Raw genomic sequence first — 13,757 nt, forward strand, 5'->3', positions numbered from 1 at the left:
GTCTCGGCGGCGTCGAGGATCACGCAGATCCCGCGGCCGCCGGCGTCGACGACACCGGCCCGGGCGAGCACCTCGAGCTGCTCCGGGGTCCGGGCCAGCGCCTCGCGGGCCGACCCCGCCGCGGCCCGGAGGACGTCTCCGGTGCGGGCGTCGGGATTCGAGAGCGCCCCGACGGCGGCGTCGGAGGCGGCGCGCGCCACCGTCAGCATGGTGCCCTCGACCGGCTCCCCGACGGCCGCATAGCTGGCCTCGGTCGCCTGCTGGAGCGCGTCGGCCATGACCGCGGCGTTGCGGTCCTCGGGCGCGGCCGTCGCGATCCGGCGTGCGATCGCACCCAGCATCTCGCTGAGGATCACCCCGGAGTTGCCGCGGGCGCCGAGCAGCGCCCCACGAGCGAAGGCGTTGAGCGCGGCCCGCAGCGGGGCTCCGGGGACCTCGCGGAGCGCGTCGCGGGCAGCAGCGATGGTCAGGTACATGTTCGTGCCGGTGTCGCCGTCGGGCACCGGATAGACGTTGAGGGCGTCGATCTCCTCGCGCGTCTCGGACAACGCGTCGACGGCGATGTCCACGAAGCGCAGCACCGTGTCGAGCTCGATGCCGCCTGCCATGGGGGTCAATGTAGTGCCCGCAGCGGCGATTTCTGGGTGACGCGTGTCGTCGGCTAATCTGTTCCGGTTGCCCTTTTGGGGGCGACCCTCGAACGTGAAGTCAGAACCGATCCGTAGGAGTCAACCGTGGCCGCCGTCTGCGACATCTGCGCCAAGAAGCCGGGCTTCGGCAACAACCGGCCGTGGTCGCGCAAGATCACGAAGCGCCGCTTCAACCCCAACATCCAGCGCGTCCGCGCCGTGGTCAACGGGACCCCGAAGCGCATGAACGTCTGCACCGGCTGCATCAAGGCCGGCAAGGTCTCGCGCTAGCCGAATCGGGACTTACCTGGGTCGAATCCGGACCTACCTGTCGCGAGACGGGAGTTACGGCCGCATGTCATGTGCGGCCGTTTCTGATTTTTCCGGTTTCGACCCAGGAAGGTCCGGATTCGAGCCAGGAAGGTCCGGATTCGCGTTAGAAGTGGGTCCAGCCGGTGGGGCCGTCGTACGGCGCCCCGTCGACGGTCACCGCGGGTCCGTCGGCGCCGGCGTCGGTGACGGTGCCGATCTGGGTCCAGCCCTCCGGGAGCGAGGTCCCGGGCGGGAAGGTCGCCAGCAGCGCGTGGTCGTCTCCCCCGCCGAGCACGAACGACAGCGGGTCGGCGCCGGTGGCGCTGGCGACGGCGACCAGCGGTTCGGCCACCTCCAGCGTCCGGGTGCTGATGTCGATCCCGACCCCGCTCGCGCGCGCCACGTGGGCCGCGTCGGCGAGCAGGCCGTCGGACACGTCGATCATCGAGGTCGCCCCGGCCTCGGCGGCCGCGGGACCGGCGTCGTACGGCGGGACGGGACGCCGGTAGGCGTCCACGAGCACGCGCGGGGACCGGAACCCGCGCCCGAGCACGGCCAGCCCGCCGGCGGCCCANGCCCAGCCCTGGCGCCCGCAGAGCGCGACCGCGTCGCCGGCCGAGGCCCCGGAGCGCAGCACGGGCGAGACCGTGCACGCGCCCATGACCGTGACCGCGACGGTGATCTTGTCGCTGGTCGTGACGTCGCCACCCACCACCCCGGCCCCGACGGCGGCGCACTCCTCGGCGAAGCCGCGAACGAACTCCAGCGCCCACCGGGCGGGCAGCGACGCAGGCGCGGCGAAGCCGACCGTCAGCCAGGTGGCCCGGCCGCCCATCGCGTTGACGTCGGACAGGTTCTGCGCGGCGGCCCGGTGGCCGACGTCGATCGCGTCGGCCCAGTCCTGCCGGAAGTGCCGTCCCTCGACCATCAGGTCGGTGGAGACCACGACGTGCCCCCGGCGCACCCGCAGCACCGCGGCGTCGTCGCCCGGCCCGACGAGGACCTCCCCTCCAGGAGCGACCTCCGCGACGATCCGGGTGACGTGGTCGATGAGACCGAACTCACCGAGATCGGCCAACGTGATGTCGGGCGTGAGGTCGGGGGAAGACGCATCGGGCACCCGACCATCCAACCAGCGACCTCGCCGAAGAGGCGGTAGCGGCCTCGGCACGGTAGGTTGAGGCGTTCTTTGACCGCGAGACCCCAGGAGGGCGACCAATGGTGGTGCAGGCCTACATCCTGATCCAGACCGACGTCGGCAAGGCTGCCGAGGTGGCCAAGGCGATCGCCGAGGTCAAGGGCGTCACCATGGCCGAGGACGTGACCGGCCCCTACGACGTGATCGTCCGCGCCGAGGCGCGCAACGTCGACGAGCTCGGCAAGCTGGTCGTGTCGAAGGTCCAGAACCTCGACGGCATCACCCGCACCCTGACGTGCCCCGTGGTGCACATCTGAGGCTGGTCGTCGCGGGCCTGCTGACAGGTCCGCTGCTCCTGACCTCCTGCGGGCCGGTCGAGGTCGACGTACCCGACCTCGACGGCGCCGACGCCGACGCCTGCGCGGCGTTCGCCGACGACCTGCCCGACACCCTCGCCGACGAGGACCGGGTGGAGATCGAGCCCGCCGACGCGCCGGCGCCCGCCTACGGCGACCCGGCGATCGTCGTGACCTGCGGGGTCGACGAGCCCGAGGGGTTCGGGCCGGGAGCGTCGTGCGAGATCGCCGACGGCGCGCGGTGGTACATCCCCGCCGACCAGTACGGCGACGAGCCGCGCGAGATCACGCTGACCTCGGCGTGGAGCCGGCCCCGGGTCCGTGTCGTCATCCCGGACGACTACTGGCCCGACGCCTCCGCCGCCGTCATGGCCGAGCTCGCCCCGCTGGTGCTCGACCTGCGCGACGTCGGCGGCGAGTGCCTCTAGCCCCCGCCCCGGCCGCCAGGCCGGTCAGCGCAGCCCGGTGCCGCGCTGCATCGCCAACGCGATCAGCCGGTCGACGAGCGCCGGGTAGTCGACACCGGTCGCCGCCCACATCTGCGGGAACATCGACAGCGGGGTGAAGCCGGGCATCGTGTTGAGCTCGTTGACGACGAGCGAGCCGTCGGCCATGAGGAAGAAGTCGACCCGGGCGAGACCCTCGCAGCCGACGGCGAGGAACGCCTCGGCGGCCAGCGCGCGCAGCTCCTCGGTCTTGCCCTCGGGGAGGACGGCAGGGACGTCGAGCTCGGTGGCCTCGTCGGGCAGGTACTTGGCCTCGAAGTCGTAGAACTCGTGGTCGCCGGTGATCCGGATCTCGGCCGGCACCGTGGTGTCGACGCCGCCGTCGAGGGACTCCAGGACGCCGCACTCCACCTCCCGCGCGCCCTCGGCCGACACCTCGATGAGGACCTTCGGGTCGTGCAGCAGCGCCGCCTCGACCGCGGCGTCGAGCTCGCCGGCGTCGTGTGCCTTGGAGATGCCGATGCTCGAGCCACCCCGCGCCGGCTTCACGAACGCCGGGTAGCCGAGGGCGGCGACCCGCGCGCGGGCGGGTGCCGGGTCGGCCTCCCACTCGCGGGCGGTGACGGTGGTCCACGGCAGCACGGGCAGGCCGGCCGCAGCGAGCACGACCTTCATGTAGGCCTTGTCCATGCTGACGGCCGAGGCGAGGACGCCGGCTCCGACGTAGCGGACTCCCGCCATCTCGAGCATGCCCTGGATGGTGCCGTCCTCGCCCCACGGTCCGTGGAGGAGCGGGAAGACGACGTCCACGTCGCCCAGCGCCTGCGGCGGTGCGGCCGCGTCGCTGACGACGATCTCGGTGCCCGAGCCGGTGCGGGTGAGGGTGACCGGCGAGCGGTCGCCGTCGACCGACGGCAGCTGGTCGGGCGCGGTGATCGCGTGCCGGTCCGGGTCGTCGGCCTCGAGCACCCAGCGACCGTCGGGCGCGATGCCGATCGGGATGACGTCGTACCTCTCACGGTCGAGCACACGGAGCACGCTGCCTGCGGTGACGCAGGAGATGGCGTGCTCGGAGGAGCGGCCGCCGAACACGACGGCGACCCGGATACGGCGACCGGTGGGAGCATTCATCGGCCACGACCCTACCGTTGTGCCATGTCCGAACCTGCCTCCGACCTGCGCCCGGCGACGATCACGGTGACGGCCGGCCGCCCGGCCCACGAGCCGGACGCCCCGTTGAACCCGCCGATCACGATGGCGTCCACCTATGTCGCGACCGGCGACCTCGAGTACGGGCGGTACGGCAACCCGACCTGGTCGGCGTTCGAGGAGGTCCTCGGCACGCTCGAGGGCGGCCGGGCGCTGGCGTTCGCCTCCGGGATGGCCGCGGCGACCACGGTCCTCGACCTGGTCGGCCAGGGCGGTGGCGTCGTCGCCCCGCGCCACTCCTACAGCGGCACCGTCATGGCGCTGGCGGACCTGGAGTCGCGGGAGCGCCTGCACGGCACCCTGGTCGACATCGCGGACACCGATGCGGTCGTCGCGGCGATGCGGGCCGACGAGGACTGCGCGTTGCTGTGGATCGAGTCGCCGACCAACCCGGCGCTGGAGATCGCCGACATCCCCGCGCTGGCGCAGGCCGCCCACGAGCTCGGCATCCGGGTCGTCGTCGACAACACGTTCGCCACTCCCCTGCTCCAGCAGCCGCTCGCGCTCGGCGCCGACATCGTCGTCCACTCGGCGACGAAGTACCTCGCGGGTCACAGCGACGTCCAGCTCGGCGCTCTGGTGACGGCCGACGACGAGGTCCACGCGGCGCTCAAGGGACGCCGCGACCTCGTGGGTGCAGTCCCCGGGCCGTTCGAGACCTGGTTGGCCCTACGCGGCCTGCGCACCCTGCACGTCCGCCTCGACCGCGCCCAGGCCAACGCCGCCGAGCTCGCGCGCCGGCTCGCCGACCACCCCGCGATCGAGGAGGTCCGCTACCCCGGCTTCGGCGCGATCGTGGCGGCCGTCCTCGGCGGCGGCGCCCCGGCCGCGGACCTGCTGGCCCACGACGTACGGCTGTGGGTGCACGCCACGTCCCTCGGCGGCGTCGAGTCGACGCTCGAGCGCCGTCGGCGCTGGAAGGCCGAGGCCGCCACCATCCCCGAGGGCCTGGTGCGGATGTCGGTCGGCATCGAGGACGTCGAGGACCTCTGGGCCGACCTCAGCCGAGCACTCAGTTCAGCTCGGCCTTAGGGTCGCGGCTGATGAACGCCGTCATCATCTCCGATGTGGTCATCCGGCCGGCCACGACCTCGTCGACGTGCTCGGCGATCGGGGCGTCGATGCCGGCCTTCTCCGCGAGCGCGCGGATCGACGAGCAGGACTTGGCGCCCTCGGCGACCTGACGGGTCGAGGCATAGACCTCCTCGACCGTCATGCCGAGGCCGAGCTTCTCGCCGAACGTGCGGTTGCGCGAGAGCGGCGAGGAGCAGGTCGCGACGAGGTCACCGAGCCCGGCCAGGCCCATCAACGTGAGCGGGTTGGCGCCGAGCCGCATCGCGAGGCGCGCGGTCTCGGCGAGGCCGCGCGTGATGAGCGACGCCGTCGTGTTGTCGCCGAAGCCCAGGCCCACGGCCATGCCGACGCAGAGTGCGACGACGTTCTTGTAGGCGCCGCCCAGCTCGCAGCCGAGGACGTCGACGCTCGTGTAGGGGCGGAACGCCGGCGAGTGGCACCGCTTCTGGAGCATGGTCGCGACGTCCTCGTCGGCGCACGCGACCACCGAGGCCGCGGGCTCGCGCCGGGCGATCTCCTTGGCCAGGTTGGGCCCGCTGACGACCGCGATCCGACCGGGGTCGATGTCGCCGACCTCCTGGACCACCTCGCTCATCCGCTCCAGCGAGCCGAGCTCGATGCCCTTCATCAGCGACACCAGGACCGCGTCGGGCTCGAGGTAGGGCAGGAACATCGGCAGGTTGGTGCGCAGCGACTGCGACGGCACCGCCAGGACCACGACATCGGCACCGGCGAGCGCGCGCTCCGGGTCGGTCGTCGCGGTCACCGTGCGCGGCAGCTCGATGCCGGGCAGGTAGTCGGTGTTCTCCCGCCGCTCGCTGATCGAGGCCGCGACCTCCTCGCGCCGGGCCCAGATGCAGACGTCGTTGCCCCCGTCGGCCAGCACCATCGAGAACGCGGTGCCCCACGAGCCCCCGCCCATCACTGCGACCTTGCTCATGACGCTTCCTTCCGGTTCCTGAACCGATCGCCGTGCACGCGCATGTCGTAGCGCTCGTCCGGGGCATCGGCCCCGCGGATCAGCTCGAGCTGGTGGGTGATCGCCGCCATGATGCGGTCGGTCGCCTCGTTGACGACCTCGGCCGTCCGCGGCTGCTTGGCCGCCAGGTCCGTGACATCGACCGGCGGACCGACCCGGGCGACGATCTTCTTGCGCGGGAACAGGTACGGCTTCTTCGTGTACGGCGGCAGGATCTCCTGCGCGCCCCACTGCCCGACCGGCACCACCGGGCAGCCGACCTCGAGAGCGATCCGCGCCGCACCGGACTTGCCGCGCATCGGCCACAGGTCGGGGTCGCGGGTGATCGTGGCCTCGGGATAGATGATCACGCACTCCCCGCGTCGTACGGCTGCGACGGCGGCGGCGTAGGCGCCGACCGCTCCGCTGGTCTCGCGCTCGACGGGGATCTGCCCGGCCGACCTCAGGTAGCCGCCGAGCAGCTTGTTCTTGAAGAGCCCGGCCTTCGCCAAGAACCGCGGGATCCGTCCGTGGTCGTAGACGAACAGCGCCGAGGTCAACGGATCGACGTGGGAGAGATGGTTGAGCGCGATGACGAAGCCGCCCTCGCTGGGGAAGTTCTTGTCACCGTCGATCCACTCGCGCTTCGTGGACACGAGCAGGGTCGGCTTGATGATGCCGACCGCCACGTTGATGGCCCAACTGCGCTTCTCCTGCACCTTGCGCACCCTCACGGGGTGCAGGTTACCGGCAGGTGACCTCCCCCACGGGGCAGGACGCGGGACGGGTGTCGTCACCGCCCACAGGCCCCACCTGACAGGATCGACCCGTGGTCGCGGACGGGAGCAGGTACGTCGTCGTGATCCCCGTGAAGCCGCCGGGGATCGGCAAGACCCGCCTCGTCGGCGTACCTGTCGAGCAGCGGGTCGGGCTGGCGACGGCGTTCGCGACCGACACGGTCACGGCCTGCCTGGGGACACCTGGTGTCGCGCAGGTGCTGGTGACCACCGACGACGCGCAATTCGCAGCGACCCTGACCTCGCTGGGGGCCGCGGCCTGTCCCGATGGGAGCAGCGGTCTCAACCAGGCGCTGGTCCAGGCCGTCGCCGAGGCAGCCCGCCGGTGGCCGGACCTGCGTCCGGTCGCCCTGTGCGCCGACCTGCCGGCCCTGCGTGCCGAGGATCTCGCGGCAGCGCTGGCGACGACGACCACGCGGACGTCGTACGTCGCCGACGCCGACGGGACCGGTACGACGCTCTACACCGCGTCCTACGGGGACTTCGCGCCCCACTTCGGCGTCGGTTCCGCCGCGGCGCACGAGGCCGCCGGAGCCGCGCCGGTCGCCGGCGACCTTCCGGGCCTGCGCCACGACGTCGACGACATCGTCAGCCTGCGGGCAGCGGTGACGCTCGGTGTCGGACCGGCCACGAGCGCCGCGCTGGCCGCGTTCGGCCTCGGCTAGCCACCGATTCCCTGTCCCGACCAGGCGTCGGCCCGACGGCGAGAACGCCGAAGGCCGCCCTCGCGAGGAGGACGGCCTTCGAGCGGAGTGGTGCTACTTCTTGGCAGCGGCCTTCTTGGCCGGAGCCTTCTTGGCCGGAGCCTTCTTGGCCGGAGCGGCCTTCTTCGCAGCGGGTGCGGCCTTCTTGGCGGCCGGAGCCTTCTTCGCCGGAGCCGCCTTCTTGGCCGGAGCGGCCTTCTTCGCAGCCGGTGCGGCCTTCTTGGCGGCCGGAGCCTTCTTCGCCGGAGCCGCCTTTTTGGCCGGAGCAGCCTTCTTGGCCGCAGCCTTCGCCGGAGCAGCAGCCTTCTTGGCAGCAGCCTTCGCCGGAGCAGCAGCCTTCTTGGCCGGCGCCGCGGCCTTGGTCGCCGCGGCCTTCACCGGAGCGGCGGCCTTCTTGGCCGGCTTCGGCAGGGCCGGCAGCTTCTTGGCACCGGAGATGACGTTCTTGAGGTCGGCACCCGCGGTGAACTTCGGGACCGACTTCTTCTTGGTCTTGACGCGGTCACCGGTCTGCGGGTTGCGGACCCAGCGCGCGTTGCGCACCGCCTTTTCGAAAGACCCGAAGCCGGTGATGGCGACCTTCTCGCCCTTGGCGACCTGGCGGGTGATGGTGTCAAGCACCGCATCGAGCGCCTGGGCAGCAGCCTTGCGGTTGCCGTCATAACGCTTTGCGAGCTCGTCGATGAGCTGAGACTTGTTCACTACTTGTCCTTCCGCCAGGGCTGCCGGGCGGCCCCTGGGCCGTCTATCGCCGGGCCCCCGCCCGGCTTCCTTCCTCGGCACGCTAGGCACTCGTGGCCGACCTCACAATCACCACGCGCGGAATGCCGCGTGTTTTTTCGCCGAGAAGGGCCGAATTCGCCCATTTCGCGCCCCATTCGTCACATCTGCGATGTCGGCAGTGAATTTCAAGCAGCGACGGGCGACGCGCTATTCGGTCGCTCCGGGCCACATCTGATCGACTGCGAAACGCTCTCCGATGGAGAAGTCGTACTGCACGAGACGAAGGTCCCCGAGCAATTGCGCGGATTCCGGATCCAACGATTCCTCGGGGGTTTCGGCCCCGTCGCTGGTGACGATCCGACCCTGCTGCAACGCACTGATGCGGTCGTGGACCCGGTCGAGCAGGGCGAGGTACGGCGGGACCGGCGCATCCGCGACCCGGTAGACGAGGGGGAGGAAGAACGCCGGGCTCGTCAGCGGTACCGGCTCGGGCTTGTTGCCCTCGCTGCTCCAGACGAGGAACGGCGTCTGGTAGAGCCCCAGCCCGCCCTTGTTCGCGTCCTTGACGTCGCCGTCGTAGATGCCGGGCAGGTGGTCGCCGTAGAAGAGGACGACGGACTTCTCGTCGCTGGCACGCAGCTCGGCAAGGAAGGCTTCGAGCGCTTCGTCGCTGTGCTCGAGCCCGCGTGCGTACTGGCCGATCCGGTCGGCCTGGTCACCCCCGACACCGCTCACCTCGATCGGGTCGTCGTAGTGACCGTCGACCGGGATGTGGTTCTGCATCGTGACGAGGTTGATCATCAGCGGATCGTCGTTGGCGTCGATCTGGTGCAGCACCTCGTCGTAGGCGGCCGCGTCGTCGATGTAGGGGTTGTCCTCGATCTTCTCGGTCGACTGCATCGACGTGTCGTGGATGAACTCCTCGAAGCCGAGGGTCGCGTAGACCTGCTCGCGCTTGTAGAGGCCCACCATGTAGGGGTGGATCGCGATGGCCTTGTGGCCCTGCGACCGGAACCACCCGACGGCCGAGGGATAGCTCGCGTAGTCCGACACCAGCATCTGGTACGGCGAGACCATCTGCGGCCGGAAGAGTGCGATCGACTGGCCGGTGAGCGTCTCGAACTCCATGTTGGCCGTGCCGCCGCCGTACAGCTGGGCGAGCATCGTGCCGGAGGTCGTCTGGCCCATCGTCGCGCGGGTGCGCGGGATCGGGTCGCGCTCGAGCTCGAAGCCCTCGAGCGCGGTGGGGTCGGTGAACGACTCGCTCAGCACCAGGACGACGTTGACGTCGTCGAGGGTGCCGGTGCGGTCGGCGTTGATGAGGTCGGCCTCGGCGGCGTATCGCAGCGCGACCTGGCGCATCGCGGCCTCGTCGTAGCCCGGCGGCTCGGCCATCGCCGCGATCGGCATGTTGTAGAGGAGGCCGCCCACGAAGCCGTTGCTGCGGTAGTTGGTCTTCTGGTTCCAGTACCGCCAGTGCTCGCCGCGGACCTCGTAGAGCTTGCGCCACACGTTGCCGGGCTCGTTGAACTTGGTGGTCTGGAACAGCAGCGTCGCCGTGAGCACCAGCACGCCGAGCCGGAGCGCCGCGAGCGACCAGGCCTGGCGGCGCGGGAGCGAGCGCAGCGACGGACGGGGGTAGTGACGGGCGATCCGATGTCCGGCGTAGACGCAGGCGGCCACGATGAGCGCGATAGCCACCAGCAGCAGCACGGCCTTGGTTGGCGACACCATCGTGCTGAGGAAGCCGGGCTCGCTGAGGAACTCGACGTCACTGGGGTAGATCGGCTCCTCACGCAGGCTGATCTTGATCCTGTTGGCCGCCGCGATCGGCAGCACCAGCGCCGTCAGTACGCCGATCGCCCACCACAGCCGTCCGATCACCGACCAGAGGAGGAGCAGCACCAGCCAGACCACCAGGGTGTCGACGTAGTAGCCGACGTAGGTGATGAACTGGTCGCTGATCCAGCGCGGGTCGCCGTTCCAGAGCGTGGAGACCTCGAGGACGAGGGTCAGGACCGCCGCGACGAGCAGGGAGACCGCGGTGCCGCGCCGGAGGACGACGCCGACGCCCCGAGGTGTGCGCGTCGACGACTCGTCGACCGTCTCTTCTCCCGCGACTTCGGCCTGCGGCTGGTCGGCCGGCTCCTCGGTCGGCTCCTCGTCGGGCACCGGGGGGTCGGCGACGGACGAGGTGGACACAAGGTGAATCGTAAGTTGCCGGGACGCGGATCACCGCCTTCGCGGCGCGTGCCGAGACCGGCGGACCGGGCTCAGTTCAGGATGCCTGGGCCGCGCGGTACTCCCCGGCTCGGGCCAGCAGCGCGGCGTGCAGCTCGCGGACCTGGAGCGAGACGGGCAGCGTCGTGCGCTGGCGCACCACCAGGGTCACCACGGTCGGGTCGCCCGCGATCGGGCGGGTCACGATGAGCCCGGCCCGGTGCAGCGGATCTCCCAGCACGCTGTAGTCCGGAAGCACGGTCACCCCGAGGCCCTCGGCGACCAGCGCCTTGCCCATCTCGGCACCGTCGGTGCTGTGGCACGCACGCGGCAGGTCGCCGCCGAAGATGCGGTGGACGTAGCGGTGCATGAGGTAGCCCGACCGCATCATCACGAACCGCTGGCGACGCAGGTCCTCGACGCTCACCTGGGTGAGGGCGGCGAGCGGGTGGTCGGCGGGGAGGACGGCGACCGGACGTCCGTGGAGGAGGTCGGTCCCGACCAGGCCCGCGGGCGGGTCGTCGCCGTCGAGCACGTTGACCAGTCCGAGGTCGAGGCTGCCCTCGGCGAGACCCTCGTCGATCTGGGCCTGCTGGAGGGTGAGCACCTCGACGGCGGCGGACGGTCGGGTGGCCTGGAAGGTGCGGACCGCCGGCACCAGCAGGGTCGCGGTGGCGGCGTGCACGGTGCCGAGCCGGATCAACCTGCTGTCGGCACGCTGGTCACCCGCGGCGGCACGCAGCCGGCTGACCGCGGCGAGCACCTCCTCCATGTAGGGCAGCAGCTCACGGCCCTCCCGGCTGATCCGGGCGCCGGTACGACGCCGGTCCAGGAGCGTCACCCTGAGCTCGCGCTCGAGCTTGGTCACCGACTCGCTGAGCGCCGGCTGCGAGAGGTGGAGCTTCTCGCTGGCGCGTCGCAGCGACCCGTGCTGGGTCACCGCCGCGAGGTACTCGAGCTGTTCGATCCGCATGCCGTCCGCCTTCTGCTGTGAGCCTCTGCGGTGACCGCCTGATGTGGCCACCTGCTGTGACAGGGCGACCCGATCGACCGATCCGGGACACCTGCCAGCGGGTCCTTGTGCAGGACTCTAACTCTAGTAACTTGATAGACAAAGCCAACACGCCGAATCTGGACACCACCGAGGAGCACCGATGCCCGCCTACCCACCCGTGGACCCCACGTCGATCGCGACTCCGCTCAAGTTCGCCTACTGGGTCCCCAACGTCAGCGGCGGCCTCGTCGTCAGCAAGATCGAGCAGCGCACCGACTGGGGCTACGACTACAACAAGAAGCTCGCCCGCCTCGCGGAGGACAATGGCTTCGAGTACGCCCTCTCCCAGGTCCGCTACATCGCGTCGTACGGCGCGGCGTACCAGCACGAGTCCACCGCCTTCAGTCTCGCGCTGCTGCTCGCCACGGAGCGCCTCAAGGTGATCGCCGCCATCCACCCCGGCCTCTGGCACCCCGGCGTCCTCGCGAAGTGGATCGCGACCGCCGACCAGCTCTCCGACGGTCGCGCCGCGATCAACGTCGTCAGCGGCTGGTTCAAGGACGAGTTCACCAAGCTCGGTGAGCCGTGGCTCGAGCACGGCGAGCGCTACCGCCGCTCCGAGGAGTTCATCCGCTATGTGCGCGAGCTGTGGACCAGCGAGCACGCCGAGCTCAACGGCGACTTCTACCGGCTCCACGACTTCGACCTGAAGCCCAAGCCGGTGATCTCCCCCGAGCGGCCGCACCCCGAGATCTTCATGGGCGGCAACTCCACCGACGCCCGCGGCATGGGCGGTCGCGTCACCGACTGGTACTTCGCCAACGGCAACACCCCCGACGGCATCAGCGAGCAGATCCGCGACGTCTCCGACGTGGCCACCGTGCACGGCCGCACCGTGAAGTTCGGCGTCAACGGGTTCCTCATCGGCCGCGACACCGAGGCCGAGGCCCGCGACGTCCTCAAGGAGATCGTCGACAAGGCCGACCGCGAGGCGGTCGAGGGCTTCGGGGGCGCCGTCAAGCAGGCCGGCCAGAGCACCGGTGACGGCAAGGGGATGTGGCAGGACTCGGAGTTCGCCGACCTCGTGCAGTACAACGACGGCTTCCGGACCGGCCTCATCGGCACGCCCGAGCAGATCGCGACCCGGATGCTCGAGTACAAGCGGCGCGGCGTCAACCTCTTCCTGCTCGGCTTCCTCCACTACCTCGAGGACGTCGAGTACTTCGGCCGAGAGGTCCTCCCGATCGTCCGGGAGCTCGAGGCTGCGGAGCTGGAGCGCGTCGGATGACCGCGCTGCGACAGTCCCTCGACGACCTCGCCCAGCCGCTCGAGCGGGACGTCCCCGAGGTGCCCGTCCTCGGAGCCCGCCAGGCCACCGAGGTGGCCCGCGACCTCGGCGCGCGCTTCGCGGCCGGCGCCGCCGAGCGCGACCGGCACCGGATCCTCCCGGTCGAGCAGCTCGACCAGCTCTCCGCCTCGGGCCTGCTCGCCGTCACGGTGCCCCGCGAGTACGGCGGACCCGACCTCGGTGCCGAGACGCTCGCCGAGGTGGTCCGTCTGATCGCCACCGGTGATCCCAACGTCGCCCAGATCCCCCACAGCCACTTCGTCTACGTCAACGTGCTGCGGGACCAGGGCACCGACGAGCAGAAGGAGCGGCTGTTCGGCGACGTGCTCTCGGGTGCCCGCTTCGGCAACGCCCAGTCGGAGATCGGCTCGAAGCACGTGCGGGACCACCGGACGACCCTGCGGCCGATCGGCCCTCGGCTCGGCTCCGGTCCGACGCGTGCGTCGGAGTGGGTGCTCGACGGCACCAAGGGCTACTGCACCGGCGCGCTCTTCGCGCACTGGATCCCCGTCCTGGCCCACCTCGACGAGGACGGCCCCCTCCACGTCGCATGGGTCGACCGGAAGAGCGCCGGGGTGACGGTCGTCGACGACTGGGACGGCTTCGGCCAGCGGACCACGGCCAGCGGCACGGTCCGGCTCGACGGCGTCCGGGTGTCGACCGACCTCATCACGCCGTACTCCCCGACGTTCGAGCGCCCGCAGACGTTCGGCGCCTTCGCGCAGCTCCTCCACGCCGCGATCGACGCGGGCATCGCCCGGGCCGCCCTCGCCGACGCCGCCGAGTTCGTGACCACGAAGAGCCGGCCCTACCCCGACGCCGGCGTCGAACGGGCCGCCGAGGGCCCCC

15 protein-coding genes are annotated in these 13,757 nt (G+C 71.0%); 7 read left to right on the plus strand and 8 right to left on the minus strand.

Translation table 11 applies throughout. The features are described 5' to 3' along the window. The coding region (locus H0487_RS18350) for a DAK2 domain-containing protein (protein ID WP_183095680.1) at positions 1-608 on the minus strand (608 nt) is incomplete at its 3' end. Positions 609-734: 126 nt separating this feature from the next. Here H0487_RS18350 and rpmB point away from each other — a divergent pair. Further along, positions 735-920 (plus strand): 50S ribosomal protein L28, encoded by a 186-nt coding sequence (gene rpmB / locus H0487_RS18355; RefSeq protein WP_149727880.1) that lies wholly within the window; start codon positions 735-737, stop codon positions 918-920. Positions 921-1,065: 145 nt separating this feature from the next. Here the strand turns inward: rpmB and H0487_RS18360 are convergent, their stop codons facing one another. Next, positions 1,066-2,025 (minus strand): thiamine-phosphate kinase, encoded by a 960-nt coding sequence (locus H0487_RS18360; protein WP_183095693.1) that lies wholly within the window; start codon positions 2,023-2,025, stop codon positions 1,066-1,068. A gap of 134 nt (positions 2,026-2,159) precedes the next feature. Here H0487_RS18360 and H0487_RS18365 point away from each other — a divergent pair, with 134 nt between their 5' ends. Together H0487_RS18365 and H0487_RS18370 are read left to right on the plus strand one after the other, a co-directional pair. After that, complete coding sequence (locus H0487_RS18365; RefSeq protein WP_183095681.1) at positions 2,160-2,396, plus strand: Lrp/AsnC family transcriptional regulator; 237 nt, start codon at positions 2,160-2,162, stop codon at positions 2,394-2,396. Further along, positions 2,375-2,863, plus strand: a complete 489-nt coding sequence (locus tag H0487_RS18370) for a DUF3515 family protein (RefSeq protein WP_183095682.1) — start codon at positions 2,375-2,377, stop codon at positions 2,861-2,863. Before H0487_RS18365 ends, H0487_RS18370 begins: the two co-directional genes overlap by 22 nt. A 24-nt stretch (positions 2,864-2,887) precedes the next feature. On the opposite strand, the gene H0487_RS18375 is transcribed toward H0487_RS18370, so the two are convergent. Beyond that, on the minus strand, positions 2,888-4,012 hold the full coding sequence (locus H0487_RS18375; protein ID WP_183095683.1) for a D-alanine--D-alanine ligase family protein: 1,125 nt from the start codon (positions 4,010-4,012) through the stop codon (positions 2,888-2,890). Between the two features lie 24 nt (positions 4,013-4,036). On the opposite strand from H0487_RS18375, the gene H0487_RS18380 reads away from it, so the two are divergent. Then, positions 4,037-5,122: a trans-sulfuration enzyme family protein gene (locus tag H0487_RS18380; protein WP_183095684.1), complete on the plus strand. Its 1,086-nt coding sequence runs from the start codon at positions 4,037-4,039 to the stop codon at positions 5,120-5,122. Here H0487_RS18380 and H0487_RS18385 read toward each other — a convergent pair. Together H0487_RS18385 and H0487_RS18390 are read right to left on the minus strand one after the other, a co-directional pair. Next, positions 5,103-6,104 (minus strand): NAD(P)H-dependent glycerol-3-phosphate dehydrogenase, encoded by a 1,002-nt coding sequence (locus H0487_RS18385; protein WP_183095685.1) that lies wholly within the window; start codon positions 6,102-6,104, stop codon positions 5,103-5,105. The two genes, H0487_RS18380 and H0487_RS18385, sit on opposite strands and share 20 nt — an antisense overlap. Continuing rightward, positions 6,101-6,856, minus strand: coding sequence for a lysophospholipid acyltransferase family protein (locus tag H0487_RS18390; protein WP_183095686.1), 756 nt, complete (start codon positions 6,854-6,856; stop codon positions 6,101-6,103). Before H0487_RS18390 ends, H0487_RS18385 begins: the two co-directional genes overlap by 4 nt. A 95-nt stretch (positions 6,857-6,951) precedes the next feature. Here H0487_RS18390 and cofC point away from each other — a divergent pair, with 95 nt between their 5' ends. Next, positions 6,952-7,584 carry a 2-phospho-L-lactate guanylyltransferase gene (cofC, locus tag H0487_RS18395; protein ID WP_183095687.1) on the plus strand — a complete coding sequence of 211 codons (633 nt, stop codon included), beginning with the start codon at positions 6,952-6,954 and terminating at the stop codon, positions 7,582-7,584. 93 nt (positions 7,585-7,677) lie between these two features. Here the strand turns inward: cofC and H0487_RS18400 are convergent, their stop codons facing one another. The 3 genes from H0487_RS18400 to H0487_RS18410 all read right to left on the minus strand — a co-directional run bounded on the left by H0487_RS18400 (position 7,678) and on the right by H0487_RS18410 (position 11,539). Then, complete coding sequence (locus H0487_RS18400) at positions 7,678-8,325, minus strand: HU family DNA-binding protein (RefSeq protein ID WP_183095688.1); 648 nt, start codon at positions 8,323-8,325, stop codon at positions 7,678-7,680. Between the two features lie 228 nt (positions 8,326-8,553). Next, positions 8,554-10,548 (minus strand): LTA synthase family protein, encoded by a 1,995-nt coding sequence (locus tag H0487_RS24380; RefSeq protein WP_183095689.1) that lies wholly within the window; start codon positions 10,546-10,548, stop codon positions 8,554-8,556. Positions 10,549-10,624: 76 nt separating this feature from the next. After that, complete coding sequence (locus H0487_RS18410; RefSeq protein WP_183095690.1) at positions 10,625-11,539, minus strand: LysR family transcriptional regulator; 915 nt, start codon at positions 11,537-11,539, stop codon at positions 10,625-10,627. Between the two features lie 181 nt (positions 11,540-11,720). On the opposite strand from H0487_RS18410, the gene sfnG reads away from it, so the two are divergent. Together sfnG and H0487_RS18420 are read left to right on the plus strand one after the other, a co-directional pair. Then, a complete protein-coding gene (sfnG, locus tag H0487_RS18415; RefSeq protein ID WP_183095691.1) occupies positions 11,721-12,848 on the plus strand; it encodes a dimethylsulfone monooxygenase SfnG in 1,128 nt (375 codons plus the stop codon). Continuing rightward, a partial coding sequence (locus tag H0487_RS18420) for an acyl-CoA dehydrogenase family protein (RefSeq protein WP_183095692.1) occupies positions 12,845-13,757 on the plus strand: 913 nt, incomplete at its 3' end. The genes sfnG and H0487_RS18420, both read left to right, overlap by 4 nt.

The organism is Nocardioides stalactiti, from assembly GCF_014180715.1.
Taxonomy (GTDB): Bacteria; Actinomycetota; Actinomycetes; order Propionibacteriales; family Nocardioidaceae; genus Nocardioides; species Nocardioides stalactiti.